The sequence below is a fragment of the Streptococcus henryi DSM 19005 genome, assembly GCF_000376985.1.
In the GTDB taxonomy this organism is placed as follows: Bacteria; Bacillota; Bacilli; order Lactobacillales; family Streptococcaceae; genus Streptococcus; species Streptococcus henryi.
In genome coordinates this window covers 295,060-318,952 of the sequence record NZ_AQYA01000037.1, presented here as the reverse complement: position 1 = coordinate 318,952, position 23,893 = coordinate 295,060, and the positions used below count along the sequence as shown (strand labels likewise).

The window sequence follows — 23,893 nt, the reverse complement described above, 5'->3', positions numbered from 1 at the left end:
CTCTAAATAATTGCCACTTTCTTTTCTAAAAAATGAAAGACTAGCTGAATAAGACCACAAATCAATATATAAATCACGAATATGACAAAATAGGATTCAAAGTAATGATAGCCATAAGCTGCCTCTATTTTTGCAATAGCTGCAATATCCTTAACTGTCATGACGAAAACTAAGGACGTGCCTTTTACCAAATTAATAACTAAATTACAAAGATTTGGCAGAGCGGATTTTATAGCCTGTGGAAACACAATCCTCAAATAGGCTTGTGTATTTGTTAAACCAATGGCTTGAGCAGCTTCTAACTGCCCCTTATCCACTGTCAAAATAGCAGAGCGGATAATTTCTGATAAAGTACCTGTTGTCATAAGGCTAAAGATAACAAAGGCATAAATAATAGGATTCAAGTCAAAAACATTAATGCTTGTAGATTTCAAAAGATTATTTAAAAGACTTGGAAAGAGACTATAGAAGAATAAAATTAACAAAATTGGCGGTGTAGAACGAATAAATGCTAAATAGACAATGGCAAATTTCGTCACTCCTTTTACTTTATAGAGTCTTCCCAAAGCTAAAAAGAGAGCAGGAATGAAACTGAGTATAATGGAAACCACCGTAATCCCCAAAGTAACAGGAATTCCAGAAAGAGCTTTGATAAATGTCTCCAAAATATATTGAAAATTCATAACTAGCTCCTCCTAATTCCTGTTATAGTCGAGAGATTTCTCTAAAGTATGATCTAATAATGATAAAAGCAAGGCCAATACCCAATAAATAATCGCTACGGCTGTATAGGTTTCCAATGAATAATTTCCCAAATTCCTTCCAATCAGAAGATTTCCTGCCCCCATGACATCAGCTAAACCAATAGTGTAAGCTAAAGCTGTATCTTTCAAAAGATTTAAGATAGCATTTGTAATATTTGGTAAGGCAATCCTAAATCCCTGTGGCAATAAAATACGTAGGAATGTTTGAAATCCAGTCAGACCAATACTCAAACCAGCTTCCAATTGACCTTTTGGGATAGCCTCAAAAGCAGACTTATAAACTTCTGAAATGCTAGCTGCAAATAGGAGAATCATTGCGATAATTACAAATACAGTTCTTGACCAAGAATTAATATCTATTCCTAACCACCATTTCAAAAATTCAGGCAACCCATAGAAAACCATAAAGAGCATGACAATCGGCGGCGTACAACGTACAATAAAAATGTATGCTTTGGCTATGGCATTTAGAACCTTATCCTCCGAAAGCTGTGCCCAAGAAAGAGCACCACCAAATAAACTTCCAACTGTGATTGTAAAAATAACAATGAATAGCGTTAAAGGAAGGGCTGATAAGAGTTCTGGAAGAAAGGACAGGACATATGATGGATTATAGGAAACCATAGATACCTCCTAATCTGTAACGTAACTAAAGACGTCCTCACCAAAATATTGTTTAGAAAGTTTTGCAATTGTTCCATCTTTTTGAAGTTCTTTGATGGCTTTATCATATTCTTTTGCAAATTCTTCATTTTTATCACTCTTATTGAGGAGTGGGTAGGTTTCAATACCTTTGTATGGGAACCAAGTTAGCTTATCTGCATATTGATGATAGGCACCATCTTCTTTTTCCACAGCATTTTCAAACGATAATTTAATATCAAAGAATGCATCATAACGACCTTCAAGCACCCAAGCATAAGCATCAGCAACTTTGAAACTTTCAGCTTCTGTAAGTTCAATAGGCGTTTTGGCAGTCTTATTATATTCAGTAATAACGTTGTACTGCGCATTTTGCGGAGAGATTGGAACAAGTTTTCCATGAGAGTTTGCAAATGAATCAATGTCTTTATATTTATCTGCATCCTCTTTACGTACCGTAAAGCCAATGATACTTGCACCAATTGCCTCGTCAGGAATGATGAATTTTTCGGCACGTTCAGCAGTATACCAGGCTCCCTTGGTACCAATATCGTATTTACCTGATTCGAGACCAATCAACAAATCCTCATCACTTGTTCCCGTATATTCAAATTGGTACTTATCAAGTTTTTCATCTACCGCTTTCAATACAGCAACTTCAAAACCATCACTTTCTCCCTTATCATTAATAAAATCATATGGAACGTAACTTTGTGTATGTGCAACTTTTAGCGTAATGACGTCATCAGAAGAACTTTCTGACGTGTTTGCTGTTGTTGTTTTTCCTGTTAACTGACGTCCAATAGCTGTAGCAGCAATCAATGCCACGACAACACCACCTGTAATAATCCATGTCTTTTTACTCATAATTCTCTCCTCTAATTTAATAACAATCCTAAGATAAATTAACTAAATATTTCATTTGCAGACACTTGTTCACTTACGTTTCAAATAGTTTATACTTCTGCTAATGCCTGACGAATCCATTCGATCCGTTCAACTTCGATATCGCTTGGAATGGTACAATCAGCACCAATAATGATTCCTTTTCTTCCATTTTCAGCTACCAAACGTTTAGCTTCCTCTTGGATTTCTTTTTTACTTCCCTTATAAATCAAACTTTGATTGGTATTTTCAAAACCACCCAAAACTGTTCGTCCACCGAATAATTCCTGCCCCTCTTTAAGAGAAATATTTTCTGGTCCAACAGCCCAATTAAAGACTTGAGCGGGATAATTTTTGAAAATATCAACATCATTACTTGCACCCTTATAGCCACAAATATGAAGAATATTTAGTTCAGATACACTATTAGCTGCTTCAAGTACAATTAAATCACTAGGTGAAACAAAGTTCACATAATCACTTCCACTCACACCTTCAAATTGAATATTTTGAACGCTAAAGTATATGCCATCCGCCCCTGCTTCACTTATCACTTTTTTAACTAAAATAGCTAAATCCTTAGCGATCGTATTCAAAACATGTCGAAACAATTCAGGGTCTTCCCTCAAAAATCCAGCAACAAGCTCATCACCAAATGCAACTTTATTTGATATTTGCCACTTTAAATGTGTCAATGGAGCAAATATATTATAAATAGATACAATATCTTCAGTAAAATGACTGCGAACTTTTTTGATTAATGCCACCTGTTGGTCGTACCATGGATGATCATTCCCAATTGATTTAATTTCTGCTAAATCTTTTATTGATCTTACCTTGTCTGTAATCAAAGGGTTGGGGTAGGTAAAGAAACCGTCACTCATGATTTTGACAAAATCAGGATTGACATCTTCAATAAATTTTTTGTGTCCTAAAACATTTTTTTGAAAAATTTCAGGTTTGTTGAAACCATGAAGCAATTCATCCTCATCTGCAAAGTGATACCAGAAACCTACCGGTACCCTATCCACCTCTTCTCCTCTAAAGGCTTTTTCTACAAGTTCTCTTTTTGTTGACATGGGTTGTTCTCCTTTCAAAATAAACTTGCAATTATCTTACCACTAGCAACTTTCCTTGCATAATCTATATTTTTTATCCCTGATTATAAAAATTCCATATAATTTTCAATCCTTATCACTGGTTATAAGGATTTCTTATCGTCCCTTAGTTTTTTTGTATCGGATTTTTGCTGATTTTTGGCTTGGCATTTTGCTATAATGGCATAAAGAATTTTGGGAGGGTTTAGCTTATGAATTTACAGCAATGTCGTTATGTTGAGGTGATCGCCCGTTGTGGCTCTTTTAATCAGGCAGCTAGAGAACTCTTTGTCTCACAGCCTAATCTTTCCAGTTCCATCAAGGACTTAGAGACCGAACTTGGCGTCAAGCTTTTCAACCGCTCTAACATGGGAGCTCGCCTAACCGAGGACGGCTATGACTTTCTTAAATATGCCAAACGCATCATCGGTGAGCTAGACCTGCTGGAGCAACGCTACCATAACACCTTCAAGAAAAGCTTTACCGTAGCATCGCACCATTATGATTTTCTTTCTATTCCTTTGGCAAAAATGGCAGAGCAGTTTAAGTCAGACTACCAAGAATTTCAAATAGTGGAAACCACAACCAAGCGAATTCTAGAAAACGTGGCCAGCTTTGAAGCTGACTTAGGCATCATCTACATGGACGATGACAATAAGCACATCTTGGAACGTTCGCTAGAAAATCAAGAGCTGGAATTCACCTCACTGGGAGATTTCCCAACAAGAATCTTCCTTCGCCGTGACCATCCGCTGGCTCAAAAAGAGGAAATTTCCGAAGCGGATCTGGAAGGCTATAACCAAGTGCGTTTTCGTCAAGAAAAATCTGGACTTAACTTTGATGAGGATCCCTTGGATATTCACCATGACCAGAGAGTTCTGTACAGCAATGACCGCGGTACCGTCATGAATTTGCTCTGCGCCACCGATGCTTATGCTTCTGGACTAGGTATTGTTGACAGCTTTATCAAGGAACAAATTGTCCTGATTCCGCTTAAAGACAGCCCAAGCCATACTCTCGGAGTAGTAACCAACAAAAATAAAAAAATCAGTAACATCAGCTCTGCCTTTATCCAAGAAATCAGGAAAAGTCTCAGCCCCCACACCCAAGTTTGAGGAAAAATGTGGTAAAATGAAGGTGTATGAAAACGAATGCAAAATGATAACTTTCATAAAAGGAGGAGCTTATGGAATTTAAAACCTTGAATAATGGTATCCAGATTCCTGTTTTGGGCTTTGGGGTCTGGCAGGTTTTTGATCAGGCGCAATGTCAAGGAGCAGTTGAAAACGCCTTAGAAGTAGGCTATCGACTCATTGATACTGCTGCTCTCTACCAAAACGAGGAGGCTGTCGGTAAGGCCGTTAAGGCATCTGGACTGGACCGCAAAGATGTTTTTATCACCAGTAAGGCTTGGATTAACCAACTGGGTTATGACCAAACCAAAAAAGCCTTCGAAGAAAGCCTTCAAAAGCTTGAGACTGATTATCTAGACCTCTACCTCATTCACCAACCTTATGGCGACACTCACGGGGCTTGGCGGGCAATGGCAGAGCTTTACAAAGAAGGTCGTATCCGTGCTATCGGTGTATCCAATTTCTCAACAGGCCGCCTAACTGACTTCGCCCTCAACACTGAGATTGTTCCTGCCCTTAACCAAATTGAACTGCATCCCTACAAGCAACACCCCATCATCCAAGCTGCCAATAGCCAGTTTGGCATTGCTACTCAAGCTTGGAGTCCATTCAATCAAGGCAAGGACTATATTTTTAAGGACGCTACGCTCAATAGCATAGCTGAAAAATATGGAAAGACAGTTGCCCAAGTGATCCTACGTTGGCAAGTTCAATCAGATATTCTAACAATTCCAAAATCTGTTCACCTAGAACGCATGAAAGAAAACTTCAATATCTTTGACTTCCAGCTCAGCCCAGAAGATATCAAAGCAATACAAGGACTTGACCGCTATCCAAAAAATTACGGACCAAATGAAAGTCCAGAACGCGTCAAACACCTCTTAGATTATAAAATTTAAAAACAAAACACCCTCACTCCTACCGTCAGTATAAGCTTGATGGTAAGAGTTGGGGGTGTTTTGTTGTTATAGTCGACTGAAGAACTTTCAGATAAGGAAGGCAAGGTGCAGACACTACTGGAATAGGGCAAGCTGATAGTAATGATGTATCAGAGCTCTTCCCCAAAAAATATGCTACAGAATGACAGTAAAGGTAATGGTGTCATCTTTGTAGCTCGCTGAAATCGAGCCTTTGAAGAGTCTAACCATGCTCTCAGCCATGGAAAGCCCAATACCATAACCAGATTTCTTGCTGTTATGGGACTGGTCATCTCGGTAGAAACGTTCGAAAAACCTACTGTAGTCAACCGTCTTTCCCTGAGCGTAGGTATTAGAAACAGCTAAGCGTGCACGTTTTCGAGTGCGTCCAACCCAATCCAGACTGACAGTTACTGTTCCTTCTGAATCACAATATTTATTAGCATTGTCCACCAAGATGGTAACTAATTCAAAGAGGGACTTCTCTTCGGCCTTAGCTCGAACACCAGGTTTGATATCCATGATAAATTCCTTACCGTCTCTGACAACAGGGCCTTTGAAATCTTCAGCAGCATCCTCTGCTATAGCTGAAAAATCTAAGTCTGTTAAGACCAATTCAGGCTGTTCTTCTAATCTGGCCAGACTGACTAGACCATTTATCAAGCCTGTCAAGCGTTGCACTTGGTCGCCCGTACTCTTGGTCCACTCTGATTCACCATTCATTAATTCAACCAATTCATTATTGGCGGAAATAATGGCTAAGGGTGTTTTCAATTCATGACCTGCATTGGTGATAAAACGACGTTGCTTGTCGTAATTTCGAACAAAGGGCTCGATGACCTTACCAGAAAACACAGAAATAACTGTTACAAAGAAAATAAAGCTAGCAGTTGACATCCACAATGAAAGATGGACCAAGGTTTCATTATCTCTCAATAAGTTAGTGGCATCTAAAACGACAAGCAGAAAGCCTCCACTTTTAAGTGATGTAACTTGATAAGAATAAGTATGTCCTTGAAAACTAAAGTCACCACTCTCACGTCCTGAAGCTTGTATTCTTTCAACCCGTGAAAGGACCTGATCATCTGTTAAATCAGCAATATTGTCTGTGTCAATGGATTCAATGTCTCCAGACGAATCTATTTTAGCGGTAAAATAGCGGTATTGGAAGATAATGTCCATGCTTGCTCGACTCCCTAGTTCTTTGGAAGTCTCAGTTAAACTAGGAAACTGACCGTCATTATCTGTTAAAATTTTCAATATTTTGCTAATTTCATTGCGTGTTTGCAGGTACCTGGCTGAATTAAGGACACCAACAACTGAAAAAAGAACAATCAAAATAGCTAGAGAGGCAATAGCAATAAAGCGTAAACGGAGCTTACGAAACATAAGAACCTCCTAGATTTCCACTAATTCATAGGAGCCATTTTCCTCACCATTTATAAGCAAATTGGCACCAATAGCCTTCAGCTTCTGGCGGAGGTAAGAGACATAAATAAAGACATAACCTTCATCTATATCCTCGTCAGTTTCGTTAGCCCAGACATGACTAAAAAGTTGTTGCGTTGACAATTCTTTGCCTACGTTTAACATGAAAAATTCCAGCATTTTGGATTCTTTTCCTGCCAAACGGATTGTATTTTGACTGACAAGTTCTTGTTCCCCGACATTTAAGGTGACCGTGCCAACTGTGAGGACGTTTGAGGTGAAGCTGGTATCAACTCGGCGGGCCATTGAACGTAAGCGCGCCAGCAATTCTTTCAAGGAAAAAGGCTTGGTTAAATAATCATCTGCTCCAGAGTCCAGACCATTCACCCTATCATCAATTTCGGCCATGGCTGTCAGCATGATAATGTGGGTCTGGTTGCCGGTCTGGCGGATTTCTTGGACAGCTTCAAGGCCAGATTTGATGGGCATCATGATATCCAAAACCATAACATCATAGGCATTTTCCTCAGCCAGGTCAATAGCTGCTTGGCCATCAAAGACGGAATCAACCTCATAACCTTCGTGTGTCAATGCTGTGGTCAGAACACGGTTCATTTGCACTTCATCTTCTGCAATTAAAACTTTCATTTAGTCACCCGAACTTTCTTCTATCAAATTGCGTATGGTCTGCATACTCAAATCACAAGATGCTAATTCATCAGCGCAGCGTTTGAGTTCACGGACAATGCGCTTTGGATTCTTTATGTCGTGTTTATACTTCATCTGGTGTTCCAAACTTGCCCAAGAATCCTGTGCAATGGTGCGGAGCTGGATTTCAATATAATAGGAGCCCTGCTCATTTCCCAAACAATCAGGATAAGGCGTTGTCACTTCCACTATCATGTGGTAAGAGCGGTAACCATTGGGTTTGGCATTGAGGATGTAATCCTTCTCTGTGACGATTTGACAGTCATCGAACTGGCGGATGAGCTCAACCAGCTTGTAGATGTCATCGATAAAACCGCAGACAATCCGAATACCAATGCTGTCGCGAATGATTTTGAGGGCAGATTCTGTTGTCTCAGGCAAGGCCTTACGCTGGCACTTGTCTCTCATGCTTTTTGCACTTTTAACACGCGCAATAAAATGTTCATATAGCTTGTATCCAGTCTCAGCCTTGGAAAGTTTATTTTGCTCCTTAAAACGGTGACTAAAATCCTCTAAAATCAGGGGGAGATAGTCTCCGTATTTTCCATAAATCGAATCTTTCATAACAATTCCTAATCTATACTTACTGACTCAATTATATCAAATTTTCTTATAGTAAGCTGAATAGAAAAAAGACCAAAGAAGCCTTCGATCTTAAGTAATTTTCATAATTATTATCTACCCTTGTTCAATGTCCACAACTTGCAAGGTTTTTCCTAGGCTATAGAGGACTTTGAGGACAGTATCCAAGCGAGGACTAGTAACTCCTGTCTCCATGCGGGCGATGACTGGCTGTCTGACACCGCTCATTTCTTCTAACTTCTTTTGAGAAATACCGCGTTCATTTCTAGCTAAAATTAGTTCAGACATGATGGCGACGCGAACTTTGCTCGCTTCAATTTCTTCTTGGCTAAAGACTTCTTTTTCAAATTCTTCCCAGGATTGACCAATAGCTGGATTATTTTTCATCTTTCTGTTTCCTTTCTATGAAATCTTCTAGTTCTCTTATTGCTTGTTCTATTTCACGTTTCGGTGTTTTTTGTGTTCGCTTGACAAATTGATGAAGCAAGACAAATCCCCCATCAATCCAGGCTGCAAATAATATTCTATCTCTTAGGGGACGTAGTTCCCATATTTCACCACTTAAGTGTTTAACTACTGGTTGACCAATATAAGTTCCATGCTCACTTAGTAATCTCATGTAGTCCTGAATTTTTTTCAATTTTATCCGACTATCTTTATCTTTCCTCTGTTGGAGTAAACGAATATAGTCAGCGACGGGTTGGTTACCATGTTTATCCTTATAAAAATGAATTTTATGCAAACTTATCTTCCTCTCTATAATAACTTAAAAGTTATTAAATGTGAAGTCTTCACTTTATATATTCGAAAAAATATTGACGTTTGCATTGAAAAAGCAACCATTTTTTGGTTGCGAGTAAATTATAAGGCTTCAAATGATAGTTTCTGTCATTTCTTCTTTTTAGGTTCTGGTAGCTCTTCAACCATGGCATCGAACAAACCAGTTAGGTAGTCTGGATTGTCAAGGTCATCAACGAGAAGCATTTCTTTTGCGCCAGGATAGGGCTCTTCATAATTGACTTCGGATAAATAGTCGAGGGCTGATTTGACAGGTTTGACTAAGAGTCGATCATCATAAATACCTCCGACAATCTTATCCTTATAATAAAGGATGTATTCACCCATCATTGCTCGGTATCTGATTTCCTCTAATCCAGATAATTGTCCCAAAACAAAATCTAAATAGTCCTTACTTGAAGTCATGGCTCGGTCCTCCTTTATCTTTCAAGCCAATTATAGCACATTTAAAATCCAAGTTAAAAAGAAAACTAGGCTGAGAATAAATCTCAAACCTAGTTGTTTCTTTAGATTGCTTGTGTCATGAAGCCACGGCTTTCAAGCACTTTACACATTGCGTCTGCAGTGTCGAGGGCTGTGAAAAGTGGTACTCCTTGGGCAATAGCAGAGCCTCGGATGGTAGCTCCATCTTCGTCAAAGGTACGTTTGTTACCAACTGTGTTGACAATTGCTTGAACACGTCCAGCACGAACAAGGGCAGGAATGTCATTGCTATCATCTTCACCAAGTTTGTTTACAAGCGTTGAATCTAATCCATTTTCCGCAAAGTACTTAGCTGTTCCTTCTGTCGCAAAAATGCTGTAACCAATGGCATCAAAGCGTTTTGCAAGTCCTAATGCTTCTTCCTTAGTCTCGTCAGCGATAGTGAAGATGACATTACCAAATTCTGGCAAGTGGAAGTATGATGCTTCAAAGGCTTTGTAAAGGGCTTTTTCAAGAGTTGAATCTGAACCCATAACCTCACCAGTTGATTTCATTTCAGGTCCAAGCAGGCTATCTACTTTAGCCAACTTAGTGAATGAGAAGACTGGTGCTTTAACATGGACTTGTTGGCTTTCTGGGTAAAGACCATCTTCATATCCCAAATCAGCCAAAGATTGTCCCAAGATGAGTTTAGTTGCAACCTGAGCCATTGGGATATTGGTTACTTTAGACAAGAATGGAACCGTACGGCTGGCACGAGGGTTGACCTCGATAACATAAACTTTTTCATCTTTGATAACAAATTGGATGTTCATCATACCGATACAGTTAAGGCCGATTGCCAAACGTTTTGTATAGTCTGCGATGGTTTCTTGAATCTCTTTTGAAAGAGTTTGTGGTGGGTAGACGGCCATTGAGTCTCCTGAATGGACACCAGCGCGTTCAATATGTTCCATGATACCTGGAATAAGAACGTCTTTTCCATCAGAGATGGCATCTACTTCACACTCACGACCAACCAAGTATGAGTCTACAAGAACTGGGTGTTCTGGACTTGCCTTAACAGCTGTACGCATGTAAGAACGAAGGTCATCTTCGTTTTCAACGATTTCCATGGCACGTCCACCAAGGACGTATGACGGACGAACGAGAACAGGGAAGCCAATCTTACGTGCTGCCTCAACCGCTTCTTCTTCATTAGTAGCCGTTTGTCCTGGCGGCTGTGGAATATCGAGTTCTTTGAGGGCTTTTTCAAAGAGGTCACGGTCTTCGGCACGGTCCAAGTCTGCCACTTGTGTACCAAGAATTGCGACACCTGCATTTGACAAGCTTTCAGCAAGGTTGATGGCTGTTTGTCCACCGAACTGAACAACGACACCTTTAGGCTGCTCAAGTTCGATAACGTTCATAACGTCTTCAAAAGTGAGAGGTTCAAAGTAAAGTTTATCTGAAACTGAGAAGTCAGTTGATACTGTCTCAGGATTTGAGTTCATGATGATAGCTTCATAACCTGCTGCCTGAATGGCTTTTACAGAGTGAACGGTTGCGTAGTCAAACTCAACCCCTTGTCCGATACGGATTGGACCTGAACCAAGTACGATCACTGACTCTTTATCTGACTTGATGAACTCATTTTCCCACTCATAAGTTGAGTAGAAATAAGGTGTTGCTGATTCAAATTCAGCCGCACAAGTATCAACCATCTTGTAGACTGGAAGGATCTTATTCTCTTTGCGCAAGTTGCGAATTTCATCTGTTGTTTGATTCCAAAGCTCAGCAATTTTACGATCGGCAAAACCATTTCGTTTAGCTTCTTTAAGCAAATCAAGGTTACCAACATTTACTTTGAGCTCTTCTTCAATTTCGAAGATATGGAGCAATTTATCAAGGAAGAAGATATCAATCTTAGTCAGCTCTGCTATTTCTTCAATAGAGAAACCTCGACGGATAGCTTCAGACACGTAGAAGAGGCGGTCATCTTGAGCTTTAACGATTTTCTCGAAGAGTTGATCGTCAGTGGCATCAGCTAAATCTGCCATTTCATTGTGGTAAACACCGATTTCAAGGGAACGACAAGCCTTGAGGAGTGACTCCTCAATGTTACGGCCGATGGCCATAACTTCACCCGTAGCCTTCATCTGTGTACCAAGGCGACGCTCACCATGTTCGAATTTATCAAATGGGAAACGTGGAATCTTAGCAACGACGTAGTCAAGAGCAGGTTCGAACATGGCATAAGTTGTACCTGTTACTGGGTTGATCATTTCATCAAGGGTCAAACCAACGGCAATCTTAGCGGCCAATTTTGCGATTGGGTAACCAGTTGCTTTTGAGGCAAGGGCAGATGAACGTGACACACGGGGGTTAACTTCGATAACGTAGTACTTGAAGCTGTGTGGATCAAGGGCTAGCTGAACGTTACATCCCCCTTCAATTTTAAGGGCACGTATGATTTTCAAGCTGGCATCACGCAACATTTGGTTTTCAATATCTGAGAGAGTTTGCGTTGGTGCGAAAACGATTGAGTCCCCTGTGTGGATTCCAACTGGGTCAAAGTTTTCCATGTTACAGACAACAAGGGCATTGTCAGCAGCATCACGCATCACTTCATACTCAATTTCCTTGAAACCTGCAATAGAACGTTCAATCAAACATTGTGTCACTGGTGACAATTTGAGACCATTCTTTGCAATTTCACGGAGCTCTGCTTCATTGGCACACATACCACCACCAGTACCACCGAGGGTAAAGGCAGGACGAACAATTACTGGGTAGCCGATTTCTGAGGCAAAAGCCACTGCTTCTTCAACAGTTGAAACAATGTCAGATTCTGGAATTGGCTGTTCCAATTCTTCCATGAGTTGTTTGAAAAGATCACGGTCTTCGGCTTGGTCAATGGCTGACAACTTTGTACCAAGCAATTCCACACCTAGTTCGTCAAGAATACCAGCTTTTGACAACTGCATGGCCATGTTAAGACCAGTTTGACCACCAAGTGTTGGAAGAAGAGCATCTGGGCGTTCTTTACGAAGAATACGTGTCACAAATTCAAGTGTGATAGGCTCAATATAAACCTTATCAGCAATTTCTTTATCAGTCATGATGGTTGCAGGGTTGGAATTAACCAAGATAACGCTGTAGCCTTCCTCTTTCAAAGCAAGACAAGCCTGAGTCCCAGCATAGTCAAACTCAGCAGCTTGACCAATAATAATAGGACCAGAACCAATCACCATAATTTTTTTAATATCAGTACGTTTAGGCATATTTTTATGATACAAAGCCCGTTAAACAAGCAAAGTCAAAATAGGAATTTTGACGAAGTGTCACAAGACACTAGGAAAAATTGTCTTTTTGACACAGCTTGTAGGGCGCGTTCAGATTAGCAAATAAGCTAATCGAACTCGTATCCACTCCTTTCTATTCGCCGTCTCTCAGGACGGCATTAAATCGATGACTCCGACGTGAGAAAATGATTTCGACAATAAATCATTTTCGAGCTAGTGCATAGGCTAACTAATCCGCCCTAGCGGTTAGTGTTATTTGACGAGTTGCTTTAGCTACCGTCAAATAGGCCTAGGCCTTTCGTATTCTCTATCTCTCTGGATAGAATTAAATAGTTCTCTGTCGTTTAAAAACATTTCAATATTCTACATTTTTAAACTATTGCATAGACGAACACTTTGACAAAAAATTTGTCTTTAAGACTTGTCTACTATTTTCAACTTCCTTACTAGCGATTTGCTTGGTCTGCTTTAAAGGCATCAATCAATTCTAGGAATTCATCAAATAAGTAAGAAGCATCATGTGGTCCAGGTGCGGCATCTGGGTGGAATTGCACTGAAAAGGCTGGGAAGTCACGGTGACGAACACCTTCAACAGACTTATCATTGATTTCTTCATGGGTTACCATGAGGCAATCCGGAAGCGTCTCACGGTCAACTGCGAAGCCATGGTTTTGGCTGGTGAAGTCAACACGTCCAGTCGCAATTTCACGAACAGCGTGGTTAAAACCACGGTGACCAAATTTCATCTTGTAAGTCGTTGCACCATTTGCAAGACTGAACAATTGATGTCCCATACAGATACCAAAGATTGGGATTTTCCCTTGAACACCGCGGATCATATCCAAAGCGTGAGGAACATCTGTTGGGTTACCAGGTCCATTTGACAACATAACCCCATCAGGATTGAGATGAAGAATCTCTTCTGCTGTGATGTCATGCGGAACAACTGTCACATTACAATCACGTTTTGAAAATTCTCTCAAGATAGAATGTTTCAAACCAAAGTCGACAAGAACAATGTTCTTACCAATACCTGGAGCTGGATAAGCTGTCTTAGTAGAAACTTGTTCAATATTATTTGTTGGAAGGACAGTCGCACGAAGTTGGTCTTGAAGGTGATCAATAGAATCACCAGCGTTAGCCAAGGTTGCTTTCATTGTCCCATGCTGACGAATGATTTTTGTCAAAGCACGCGTATCAATCCCTGAAATACCAGGAATATTTTTAGCCTTCAAAAACTCATCCAAAGTCATTTGGTTGCGCCAGTTGCTTGCACGACGAGCAGCTTCAGCAACAACCACACCCTTACATGTTGGTTTGATTGACTCATAGTCATCACGGTTAACACCGTAATTCCCAACCAAAGGATAGGTGAAAGTTAAAATTTGACCGTTATAAGATTGGTCAGTGATAGACTCTTGATAGCCTGTCATTCCCGTACTGAAGACAATTTCTCCAGTTACATCTACATCAGCACCGAAGGCTTTCCCTTCAAAAATAGTGCCATCCTCTAAAATTAGTAGTCTTTTTGCCATTAGTTTACCTTTCGTGGGTTCTCTCAGGAACCTCTTAACGTTATATCTTCATCTAAGCTTTGCCATTCAAGATAGCTTCAAGAATAGCCATTCGTACAAAAACACCATTTTGCATCTGCGCAACAATCCGCGACTGAGGCGCCTCAACCAGGCGGTCAGCGATTTCCACATCACGGTTAACCGGTGCGGGGTGCATGACAATAGCAGAGCTTTTAAGCTTATCATACCTATCTACTGTCAAACCGTGCAGATTGTGGTAGGTTTCTTTAGAAAAACCGCCATCTCCATCGTGCCTTTCATGCTGAACACGTAGAAGCATGAGGACATCGACCTGATCAATAATCTCATCTATGGAAACATGCTTACCATAAACATCAAATTCTTCAGAGTACCATTCAGCTGGTCCAGCGAAGAAAATTTCAGCTCCCAAACGTTTAAGAATCTGCATATTTGATTTGGCTACTCGTGAATGAGTAATGTCACCAGCGATGGCAATCTTCAAGTCCTCAAATTTACCAAACTCTTCATATATTGTCATCAAGTCAAGCAGACACTGGCTTGGATGCTGACCTGAACCATCACCACCGTTGACAATGGCTGTTTGGATGGTTCTACTATCAATCAATTCCTTATAATAATCAACTTCAGAATGGCGTACGACACAAATATCAACACCTAAAGCTGACATGGTTAAAATCGTATCATAAAGCGTTTCTCCTTTATTTACTGAGCTAGTTTTGGCATCAAATTCAATAACATCCAAACCTAGTTTTTTCTCAGCCACTTCAAAAGACTTATGGGTCCGTGTTGAAGATTCGAAGAAGAGATTAGCTGCAAAGTACTGTCTATCTAGAGCGAAGTCAGCTTTGCCATTTTTAAAAGCAATACCGCGCTCAATCAAGCCTAATACTTCTTCATTCGATAAAGTTTCCATTGTCACCAAATGTTTGAGTGACACAACACCATCTGTAATTGCCATAGTTTAATCCTTTTCTGGAAGAATTTGATATAAGATAATCCCTAAGAGTGTTGAGAAGGCTACGCCTGTGATTTGAAGTCCAGCTATCTGGAGAGTCAGCCCTCCGATACCTGAAACTAGAATCACACTAGCAATAAGAAGATTTTTCTTATTGTCAAAGTCAACCTTGTTCTCAATCAGAATTTTAAGACCGCTAGATGCGATAACCCCAAAGAGGGCAATCGATACACCGCCAAGTACTGCTGCAGGGATAGACATGAGAATTGCTGATACTTTACCGATGAAACTCATGACAACTGCGATAACCGCAGCACCTGCAATCACATAGACTGAGTAGATTTTGTTCAGTGCCATAACCCCAATGTTTTCGCCATATGAAGTTACTGGAGGAGCACCAAAGAAACCTGCGATAATTTGTGAGAGACCGTCACCCATGAGAGTACGATCTAGCCCTGGGTCTTTAAAGAAATCTCGGCCAGTCAAGCTATTAAGAACCATAACATGCCCGAAGTGCTCTGTCATCGTTACAAAGGCAATTGGAGCCATAGTCAAAATAGCTGATGGGTAAAGTTTGAAACTGTAATCTGCAAACATGATGCTAAAATCTGGCACATCAAACCATTTAGCACTTGCAATTGTCGCAAAGTCAATCAATTCTTGCCCAGTAACCATTCCTAGAACCAAAGCAAAGACATAACCAACAATCAAACCAAGTAGGATTGGGATAACTGCAATAATTTTCTTACCATAAATGTTAAAGATGATTACTGCAAAGAGGGTTACCATACTAATCAAGAGACTATTAAAGCTATATTCCCCATTGAGTGTCATAGCGTCACTTACAGCTGTGCCAGCTAAGCTAAGCCCAATTACCATGATAATTGGTCCAACCACAATCGGTGGTAAGACTTTATCAATCCATGCATTACCAACCTTACGAACAATCAAAGCGACAATCAGATAAACCAAACCACCTGCGATTGCTCCCTGTGCTACCGCTCCAATACCATCTGTCTTCATGAGCGTCTGCATGGTTGCAATATAAGCAAAACTTGAACCCATATAAGCTGGGATCTTATACTTGGTTACTGAGAGGTGAGCCAAAGTCCCCAAACCACTTGAGAAAAGGGCGATTGCTGGATCAATCCCAACAAGAATTGGAACTAAGACTGTCGCTCCAAACATAGCGAACAAATGTTGGAAAGATAAACCAAGCAAGAGACCTGGTTTTGGCATGTCATGCACGTCGTATTTTACAGATTCCACTTTCAGCGCTTCTCCTTTATTTTTCATTAACTTGGGTCAACAATACTGATACGATCTTGTCCATCGTATTCAGCAACTTCAACCAAGATTTCTTCGACAGCGCTGGTTGGAATATTTTTACCAACATAATCTGCTCTGATAGGAAGCTCGCGATGTCCGCGGTCAACAAGAACAGCTAGGCTCACACGTGCAGGACGTCCAAGACTTACCAAGTTGTCAATAGCTGCGCGGATTGTACGACCAGTATAAAGAACATCGTCGACCAAAATAACGTCTTTTCCAGTGATGTCAACTGACATTTCTGTCGTATCTTCTTCAACCTTCATGTCATCACGGAAAGGTTTGATATCAAGCTCACCAATTGGAATGTCCAAACCTTCAAGCTGTTTCAAACGCTCTTGGATACGACGGGCAATGAAGACACCACGCGTCTTGATACCAGCAAGGACAATATTGTCCAAATTCTTATTACGTTCGATAATCTCATAAGTAATGCGCGTGATGGCACGTTTCATGGTCACATCATCAACAATTTCTTTTGTTTTCATCAAAAGACCTCCAAAATTTTTTGTAGTTCTCACATAGGTTCAAACTGCATTAATACCCCAACCTCTACTACATCCAGTAAAAGAGCAAGCACTCAGAAATATAGAAAAAAATCTCCCTGATAACAAGGAGATTCCACAAAATAGGGGTACAGCTATGGCTACCTGCACACTTTTTTCTTGTTCTCTCCTTGCCTGCCTCACGGGACAGTATTAAAGGATATATTTACATTTCCTATAGTATCAAAAAAGCTAACATTTGACAAGGATTTTCTTAACTTCGTTCATTTTGTCCTTACCATTTCTTTTATTTTGGAAAATAGCAGAGCCAAAAAGCTAGTTTCAATAAAATCAGACTTCAGACTGATGTTTGTGTATTATTTCAATGATACAATTATCATACAAAACTAAAAGACAGACTTTCTATGGAGGACTTCTCAATGATTAAAAAAATCTCTTTTCAGTGGAGTCATAGACAATGGATACAATTGATAACAGTTGTCGGAATCATCATCACGATTATCAGTGTATATTATATCAAAAGTAACCCTAACATTTTTTCAGTAGGCGGAAGCTTCCACCGCTACCTACAAGGATTAGGGATATTTGGACCTCTAATCTTCATGCTTGTACAAATCATACAAGTTATCTATCCCGTTATTCCAGGTGGTTTAACCTGTGTTGTTGGTCATGCTCTCTTTGGTCCATTCTGGGGATTCGTCTACAATTTTACAAGTATCTTCCTTGGATCGGTCCTTGCCTTTCTACTCGCAAGACGCTTCGGTCAAGGATTTGTTAAAGCCTTTGTCTCAGACCAAACCTATGACAAATACATGACAAAATTAGATAAAGGAAAATTCTTTGAACGCTTCCTAGCTGCAGCATTTATACTTCCATGCTTCCCAGATGATTTCCTCTGTATGGTAGCTGGACTAAGCAAAATGTCACTCAAGAAATTCATTATCATCACAATCATAACAAAACCAGCAACACTCTACCTCTATACCCTCATCACCTACCAAGGCCTCCAATTACTGAACCAATTTGTCTTGAAATAATAAAAACACCCCATCTGCTTCTGCTCACAATTAGAACAAAAGTAGGTGGGGTTATTTAGTAATTCATCAGTTTACTTTTTAGATGATTTCTTTTCAAGTTCTTGCCCTAAAGCAATAATGTAATCTTTCAAATCATCTTTTACTTGTGGGTGTTGAAGAGCATAGTCAATTGAAGTCTTCATGAAACCGAACTTATCACCAACATCGTAGCGGTTACCTTTGAATTCTCTAGCAAAAACACGCTGTGTCTTATTTAGTTTATCAATGGCATCTGTCAACTGAATTTCATTACCAGCACCTGGTTCCAGGTTTTCCAGAATATCAAAAATCTCTGGAGTCAAAAGATAGCGACCAATAATAGCTAAATTACTCGGTGCATCTTCAGGAGCAGGTTTCTCAACAAAAGTATCAACACTGTACAATCCATTAACACCAGCACCTTGAGGTGCAATAACACCGTAGGCAGAAACTTCCTCATGAGGTACAGGCATAACAGCAATAGTTGATGCGTGAGTCTTCTCATAGTCATTCATGAGTTGTTTGGTCAATGGCAGAGCTTTACTATCGGTAATATCCATAAGGTCATCACCAAGCATAACGACGAAAGGCTCATTCCCTACAAAAGCCTTTGCCTGCAATACAGCATCACCAAGCCCACGTGGATGACTTTGACGGATAAAGTGCAAACGAATACCAGTTGTTTCATCAACTAACCTAAGAAGATCATTCTTACCTTTTTCTTTCAAATTATGTTCCAACTCAAAGTTTGAGTCAAAATGGTCTTCAATAGAACGTTTTGATTTTCCTGTAACAACCAAAATATCTTCGATACCAGATTTCAAAGCCTCTTCTACAATAAATTGAATTGTAGGCTTATCAACAATGGGCAACATTTCCTTTGCCAAAGCCTTAGTAGCAGGCAAAAAACGAGTCCCCAGTCCCGCTGCTGGGATAATAGCTTTCCTAACTCTTTTCAAATCAAAAACTCCAATTTCTCTAAAATTTAATATAAATATAATTTTATCAAAAAACTTGTAAAAATTCAAAAAAATTCAATCTTAAAAATTTAAAAATTCACTTACCTCGCTTTGGACATAACAAAAGAAAGGATCATTCTGACCCCCTCTAGATGTAATTTAATTATATTGGCTCTCATTAAAATTGATATGGAGTCAATATAATTCAACTCACTATGTATTGATATAAGCCAAATTATTTAAACCCTAAATATTTCTTTTTTTTCTTCTTATTTAATATAAGGTTGATGAGTTGTGAAATCAAATTTTTATTAAAAATGTAAGATACGATTATAACTGATAACAATACTATAGCTTTTATGTAAAAACTTCCAAAGTAATAAGTTAATACGCTTGTAAAAACAATAGGTAAAATTGAAAGAATATATTTATAATCAATTCTAATTTTCACATATTTTTGGATATCAAAATACCTATAGATTGACATCACAAAATAAGAAATAAACGTAGATATTGAAGCTGCAAATAATCCTATATAATTAATTAATAATATATTTATAGCAATATTAATGACTGCAGAATATATGGATGTTTTTGCTATTTCGTTCGATTTTTTTAGAGCAACATAGATTGAACCAAATAATGATACGATAATATTAAATAATGTTGCCATCATCAAAATTGGAATTTGATAATATGCAGTTGCAAATGATTCGCCAGTAATTAAGTATCCAAAAACAAACGGCATTACAGAAATAACCAACAAACTAATTGAGGTAAACAATTTGATTGTCACATTAATGATGTTCGTAAAGTATTCCGATGAATCCTTATCGCTTATATACATTGATGCAGATTCTGTCCAAGTCAAATTAAAAATTGAAAATACAGTGATGACAATTGCTGAAAATTTATTTGATGCTGAGTAAATACCATTTGCTGCGACGCCTAAAAAATGAGTCACAATGGTTCTATCCGAAGCACTAATTATCCACCATGACAATGCATTGGGGACCAAAGGAATTGAGTATTTCCAAAGATCTTTCAGTGTTTGTTTTTTCCAGTTTGATACAGAAACCATTTGAAAAAGTTTTAATCTTGAAAAAACAAAAACTGAGCAAAAGGTATTTGATAATAAGCTTGCAGTGAGCATACCGTATGCTCCCCATCTAAAAATGGCTAAGAAAATAACATTTAAAATAATTGTTCCTGCTCCAGATACAAGGCTCCCAAGCGAATATGTGAAATTATCACCTAATCCGCGAGAAACTTGTAATAAGACACTTGAGAACATTGCTGCAACTACATTAGTTGCTAAAAAATATTTGTACTGATTATCGATAAATCTTCCTATGATTCCAAAAAAAAGAAGATATACCACAGCTTGAACTGTGACAGTAATTAACACTGTTGAAATAAGCTTGTTGCGCTCTTTATTCTTTTTTCGATTGTCAATCAAAAATCTAAAAACAGCCTGGTCAAGCTGTAAAAAAATCAAAGGTAACAGTAAGGAAACATACGTGTTCAACAAATCGACAGTTCCATACTCTTCTGTAGATAACAGTGCTGTATATAATGGCAACAGGAAAAAACTAATAAATTTTGTTCCAACTTGACCCATAGCAACTACTGCAGTATTTTTTATTAACTTTTTTTCTCTACTCATACTCTTCTATTCTAAAAATTGTTTCTTCCACAAGTCAATATTCTCTTGATTAATTTTCACATCTGTTATAAAGTCACTATTGATCATCATTTCAAGGTATTCGCCAATTTCTTCCCTCTCGATAGTTGGGATATTATAATTCTCTTTAATATCTCTAGCTCTGTTATCAACGATAATAATAATAGATCTGACTAGATGTTGCATTGCAAAAATTCCAGCGTGTAACCTAGTTCCTACGTAATCAATATCCCCACTAGTCAGTGCCTCTCTGTATGATTCTAGATTGGGACTAACAATTTCAATTGACTCAGTATTTTTGAATGACTTAAAGTATTCTAAATCATCACTCCCTTGAACCCAAAAATAAACTTTTTCATAATTTAAATTTAGAATATCTATTAATTTTTGATCTGATTCCTTATCAGCTTTATAATCTGTTAGTGTAAAAATCACTTTATTTGATTTTTTTGTTGGAATTTTCTTACAATGTTCTGGAGTTAGTGACCACATCGTTGGACAACCGGTGTTAATAGCCTTTACACCTAAACTTGTGAGTAAATCTTTTGTTTTCTCATCCCTAGTCGAATGAATGTAATCTTTAGATAAAATTCTTTTATAAATAAATTTTGTATAGGAATTAATTTTTCCACCAGCTGGAGTCATTCCACACCCTACAGAAATAACATTTTTATAGTTTTTAATATCAAACGGATTTATATTGAAATTCGGATTAAGATGTAATAAGTTATAAGTAAAAATATTTGTACCACACAGAAACTTCAAATCAGCACTTTGGCAAAATGATGAAATAAAGTTTCTTCTAAAATTTTGGAAAAACTTTTGAATTGGGGTATGAGTTGAATACCTTGCAGTAAAATTTTTACTCAATAATTCATCTAATTGTTTATTAATTGCTTCATTAATAATAAAGTCACCTACATTTTGTGTACCGTATGAAGTGTCAAACATTACAATTTTTTTCATTTTAGCATCTCTTTTCTCTTCTAGTATATATTTCAGTAATATTATTTACTGTAGTTTTGATATCATAACCTTTATCGATTATTACTTCAGTTTTATCATAACGTTTTTTGGAGTAATTACTGATATAGTCTGCCCAATAATCCGCACCATTTTCAAGAGGTAAAAAATCAATTTCATTAGTTAAGTCAACTTCATCACTAACTCTATTACTACAAATAATAGGCAAACCATTTGACTGAGCTTCAACAAGAGTTAAAGGAAGTCCCTCAAAAAAAGATGGAAACAAAAATAAATCAAAAAGGCTATAGAATTCATTAGCGTTATCAACATTTCCCAGCATAAAGACTCTTTCTTCTATCCCTCTTTCTTTAATAAGAGTTTGAAATTCTAACTTCAAGTCTCCATCACCTAGAATAAATAAATAAACATTATCTTTTACCTTTATTAAGCTATCAAATATTTCAAATATAAAATGTTGATTTTTTTGATAATTTAACCGTCCAATATTCCCAAGTATTAGGGCATCTTTCTCAATGCTGAATCTATTTTTCAAAGAATTTTTAGTAGAAATATCAAATCTGAATTTGTTCACATCAATACCATTATTTATTACTAAAAAGTCTTTAGTGAAAAATAAGAACTTACCCGCTTCAACACCACAAGCAATCTTTTCTGTTGAAAATAGATTTAATAAAACTTTAGCAATAAGAAAATAGATTCTCTTAAAAATTGAAATATTTTTATCTAATATTTTTGTGTTATGACTATGAGAAATTCTTGTAGGAACTTTTCCAAGCCATGCTGCAAAAACAGATGGTCCACAATTAAATAAAGTATGGGCATGAACAACATCGTACTTTTCTTCCATGCATAATTTTCTTAAATTTTTTATAAATTTAAACATACCTACTTCAGTTGGACCTTGCAACCTAATAACTCTACCACCTAATTCCTTGATTTTGTCTTCGTAATCAAAATGTTTTTCTTCAAAAACTAAGAAATCAAAATCATAATTATTTTTATCAATATTCTCTAAAATATTAACGAGTAAAGTTTCAGCACCACCACGGTTTAAAACACCAATAATTTGTAAAACTTTCAAATCGATTCTCTCATTCATTTAAAAATCTAACAATTTCGGATTTATAAGGATAAACTTTAGCACTATCATTTTCAACTGTAGTCATATCCCACCACAATATTGCAAAAAGAGCAAAAGTTAGTAAACTCATAAATCGTTTTTGTTTAAATACTTTATAAAAGTGACCAACAATTAAAAAATTTTGCAAATCTGTAAAATAATATCCTAAACGCCCCATTCCTGGAAGAGAGAAAGATAAGAATGTACAATATAATGCAAGTATTGAATAAATTAATCCTGATGCACTTTTATTTCTATCTATTTCATCTTTTAAAAAGAAAGTAATCCCCCACATAGTAACAAATAAAAACTTTTTAGCGATTGAATTAATAGAGAAATCTCTATAATTAAATCCAGCTTCAATATAATATGAGTAACCCGATAGAGAAATCAAGTTATCCACAAGAGGTAAAAATAATAGAAGTGTTACAATTAAAGTAATTAGCTTTAATGAAAAGCTGTTTTTATCTAGCTTTAAAAATTTATCAATTAGATATACGCCAAGAAAAACAAGCCCTGTTTTATGAAAAAAAAACGAAGAGAATATCAAAAGTAAAGAAACCTTATCTTTTTTTTCTAAGATAAAGTGATATGAAAGGACACATAATGAAATTGCAATGCTTTGTCTCATATTATTCAAGGAAGAAACATACATCGTCATTAAAAAGACAAAAATTGTTGCTGTATAAGATATATTTTTTCTCTGTAAATATGCAAAGAAAAAAATCGGGGTACAAACACACAACTCTATTAGGAATAATACTGCATGAATATCATTAAATAAACTTCCTATATAAACTACAGTAGCAAATAAAAAATCACTGCCTGAATTTCTAAGAAATCCTAAAAGATTATATCCAAAATTTTTAGAAAGATTAAATAAACGCATTACATAAACATTGATATCTGCTCCTACCGTAGTATCCCTTACACCAGCAACAAGTGCAAGTCCTAAGATTGATAAAAACATAATAATGAATACAAAGATATTGTATTCTTTTTTCAATTTAAAAAAATAAAATTCGTTAACCAAACTCAATAAAACAACAAAAATTGATACCAAAATATAAGCTTTCAATTA

23 protein-coding genes are annotated in these 23,893 nt (G+C 37.6%); 3 read left to right on the top strand and 20 right to left on the bottom strand.

Going from position 1 to position 23,893, the window contains the following annotated elements; all coding sequences use genetic code 11:
• Nucleotides 1–2: 2 nt before the first annotated feature.
• The 4 genes from F601_RS0111545 to F601_RS0111530 form a co-directional block, all read right to left on the bottom strand.
• Nucleotides 3–683 carry an amino acid ABC transporter permease gene (locus F601_RS0111545; RefSeq protein ID WP_018165841.1) on the bottom strand — a complete coding sequence of 227 codons (681 nt, stop codon included), beginning with the start codon at nucleotides 681–683 and terminating at the stop codon, nucleotides 3–5.
• Nucleotides 684–695: 12 nt separating this feature from the next.
• Nucleotides 696–1,388 (bottom strand): amino acid ABC transporter permease, encoded by a 693-nt coding sequence (locus F601_RS0111540; protein WP_018165840.1) that lies wholly within the window; start codon nucleotides 1,386–1,388, stop codon nucleotides 696–698.
• Between the two features lie 9 nt (nucleotides 1,389–1,397).
• Nucleotides 1,398–2,273 carry a transporter substrate-binding domain-containing protein gene (locus F601_RS0111535; protein ID WP_018165839.1) on the bottom strand — a complete coding sequence of 292 codons (876 nt, stop codon included), beginning with the start codon at nucleotides 2,271–2,273 and terminating at the stop codon, nucleotides 1,398–1,400.
• Nucleotides 2,274–2,362: 89 nt separating this feature from the next.
• On the bottom strand, nucleotides 2,363–3,370 hold the full coding sequence (locus tag F601_RS0111530) for a uroporphyrinogen decarboxylase family protein (RefSeq protein WP_018165838.1): 1,008 nt from the start codon (nucleotides 3,368–3,370) through the stop codon (nucleotides 2,363–2,365).
• 230 nt (nucleotides 3,371–3,600) lie between these two features.
• Here F601_RS0111530 and F601_RS0111525 point away from each other — a divergent pair, with 230 nt between their 5' ends.
• Nucleotides 3,601–4,503 (top strand): LysR family transcriptional regulator, encoded by a 903-nt coding sequence (locus F601_RS0111525; protein ID WP_018165837.1) that lies wholly within the window; start codon nucleotides 3,601–3,603, stop codon nucleotides 4,501–4,503.
• Nucleotides 4,504–4,574: 71 nt separating this feature from the next.
• Nucleotides 4,575–5,420: an aldo/keto reductase gene (locus F601_RS0111520; protein WP_018165836.1), complete on the top strand. Its 846-nt coding sequence runs from the start codon at nucleotides 4,575–4,577 to the stop codon at nucleotides 5,418–5,420.
• 174 nt (nucleotides 5,421–5,594) lie between these two features.
• On the opposite strand, the gene F601_RS0111515 is transcribed toward F601_RS0111520, so the two are convergent.
• The 11 genes from F601_RS0111515 to pyrR form a co-directional block, all read right to left on the bottom strand.
• A complete protein-coding gene (locus F601_RS0111515; protein WP_018165835.1) occupies nucleotides 5,595–6,827 on the bottom strand; it encodes a sensor histidine kinase in 1,233 nt (410 codons plus the stop codon).
• A gap of 9 nt (nucleotides 6,828–6,836) precedes the next feature.
• Nucleotides 6,837–7,514 (bottom strand): response regulator transcription factor, encoded by a 678-nt coding sequence (locus F601_RS0111510; RefSeq protein ID WP_018165834.1) that lies wholly within the window; start codon nucleotides 7,512–7,514, stop codon nucleotides 6,837–6,839.
• Complete coding sequence (locus F601_RS0111505; RefSeq protein WP_018165833.1) at nucleotides 7,515–8,138, bottom strand: GTP pyrophosphokinase; 624 nt, start codon at nucleotides 8,136–8,138, stop codon at nucleotides 7,515–7,517.
• 114 nt (nucleotides 8,139–8,252) lie between these two features.
• On the bottom strand, nucleotides 8,253–8,543 hold the full coding sequence (locus F601_RS0111500; RefSeq protein ID WP_018165832.1) for a helix-turn-helix domain-containing protein: 291 nt from the start codon (nucleotides 8,541–8,543) through the stop codon (nucleotides 8,253–8,255).
• The gene (locus F601_RS0111495) at nucleotides 8,533–8,898 is read right to left on the bottom strand and encodes a type II toxin-antitoxin system RelE/ParE family toxin (RefSeq protein WP_018165831.1); all 366 of its coding nucleotides are present in this window, start codon (nucleotides 8,896–8,898) and stop codon (nucleotides 8,533–8,535) included. Before F601_RS0111495 ends, F601_RS0111500 begins: the two co-directional genes overlap by 11 nt.
• A gap of 146 nt (nucleotides 8,899–9,044) precedes the next feature.
• On the bottom strand, nucleotides 9,045–9,359 hold the full coding sequence (locus F601_RS0111490) for a TfoX/Sxy family protein (protein WP_018165830.1): 315 nt from the start codon (nucleotides 9,357–9,359) through the stop codon (nucleotides 9,045–9,047).
• A 101-nt stretch (nucleotides 9,360–9,460) separates the two neighbouring features.
• The gene (gene carB, locus F601_RS0111485; RefSeq protein ID WP_018165829.1) at nucleotides 9,461–12,640 is read right to left on the bottom strand and encodes a carbamoyl-phosphate synthase large subunit; all 3,180 of its coding nucleotides are present in this window, start codon (nucleotides 12,638–12,640) and stop codon (nucleotides 9,461–9,463) included.
• Nucleotides 12,641–13,107: 467 nt separating this feature from the next.
• Nucleotides 13,108–14,196, bottom strand: a complete 1,089-nt coding sequence (locus F601_RS0111480) for a carbamoyl phosphate synthase small subunit (protein ID WP_018165828.1) — start codon at nucleotides 14,194–14,196, stop codon at nucleotides 13,108–13,110.
• A gap of 52 nt (nucleotides 14,197–14,248) precedes the next feature.
• A complete protein-coding gene (locus tag F601_RS0111475) occupies nucleotides 14,249–15,175 on the bottom strand; it encodes an aspartate carbamoyltransferase catalytic subunit (RefSeq protein WP_018165827.1) in 927 nt (308 codons plus the stop codon).
• Between the two features lie 3 nt (nucleotides 15,176–15,178).
• Nucleotides 15,179–16,441 (bottom strand): uracil-xanthine permease family protein, encoded by a 1,263-nt coding sequence (locus tag F601_RS0111470; protein WP_026183212.1) that lies wholly within the window; start codon nucleotides 16,439–16,441, stop codon nucleotides 15,179–15,181.
• Between the two features lie 26 nt (nucleotides 16,442–16,467).
• Nucleotides 16,468–16,989, bottom strand: a complete 522-nt coding sequence (gene pyrR / locus F601_RS0111465; protein WP_018165825.1) for a bifunctional pyr operon transcriptional regulator/uracil phosphoribosyltransferase PyrR — start codon at nucleotides 16,987–16,989, stop codon at nucleotides 16,468–16,470.
• A gap of 437 nt (nucleotides 16,990–17,426) precedes the next feature.
• Here pyrR and F601_RS0111460 point away from each other — a divergent pair, with 437 nt between their 5' ends.
• Nucleotides 17,427–18,044 (top strand): TVP38/TMEM64 family protein, encoded by a 618-nt coding sequence (locus tag F601_RS0111460; RefSeq protein ID WP_018165824.1) that lies wholly within the window; start codon nucleotides 17,427–17,429, stop codon nucleotides 18,042–18,044.
• Nucleotides 18,045–18,115: 71 nt separating this feature from the next.
• Here F601_RS0111460 and galU read toward each other — a convergent pair whose 3' ends face one another.
• The 5 genes from galU to F601_RS0111435 form a co-directional block, all read right to left on the bottom strand.
• Complete coding sequence (galU, locus tag F601_RS0111455) at nucleotides 18,116–19,021, bottom strand: UTP--glucose-1-phosphate uridylyltransferase GalU (protein ID WP_018165823.1); 906 nt, start codon at nucleotides 19,019–19,021, stop codon at nucleotides 18,116–18,118.
• Nucleotides 19,022–19,256: 235 nt separating this feature from the next.
• The gene (locus F601_RS0111450; protein ID WP_018165822.1) at nucleotides 19,257–20,687 is read right to left on the bottom strand and encodes a lipopolysaccharide biosynthesis protein; all 1,431 of its coding nucleotides are present in this window, start codon (nucleotides 20,685–20,687) and stop codon (nucleotides 19,257–19,259) included.
• Between the two features lie 6 nt (nucleotides 20,688–20,693).
• The gene (locus F601_RS0111445) at nucleotides 20,694–21,671 is read right to left on the bottom strand and encodes a polysaccharide pyruvyl transferase family protein (protein ID WP_018165821.1); all 978 of its coding nucleotides are present in this window, start codon (nucleotides 21,669–21,671) and stop codon (nucleotides 20,694–20,696) included.
• 1 nt (nucleotide 21,672) lies between these two features.
• Nucleotides 21,673–22,791 (bottom strand): glycosyltransferase family 1 protein, encoded by a 1,119-nt coding sequence (locus F601_RS0111440; RefSeq protein WP_081600880.1) that lies wholly within the window; start codon nucleotides 22,789–22,791, stop codon nucleotides 21,673–21,675.
• A complete protein-coding gene (locus F601_RS0111435; RefSeq protein ID WP_018165819.1) occupies nucleotides 22,784–23,890 on the bottom strand; it encodes an EpsG family protein in 1,107 nt (368 codons plus the stop codon). The genes F601_RS0111440 and F601_RS0111435 overlap by 8 nt, the downstream gene beginning before the upstream one ends.
• Nucleotides 23,891–23,893 lie beyond the last annotated feature (3 nt).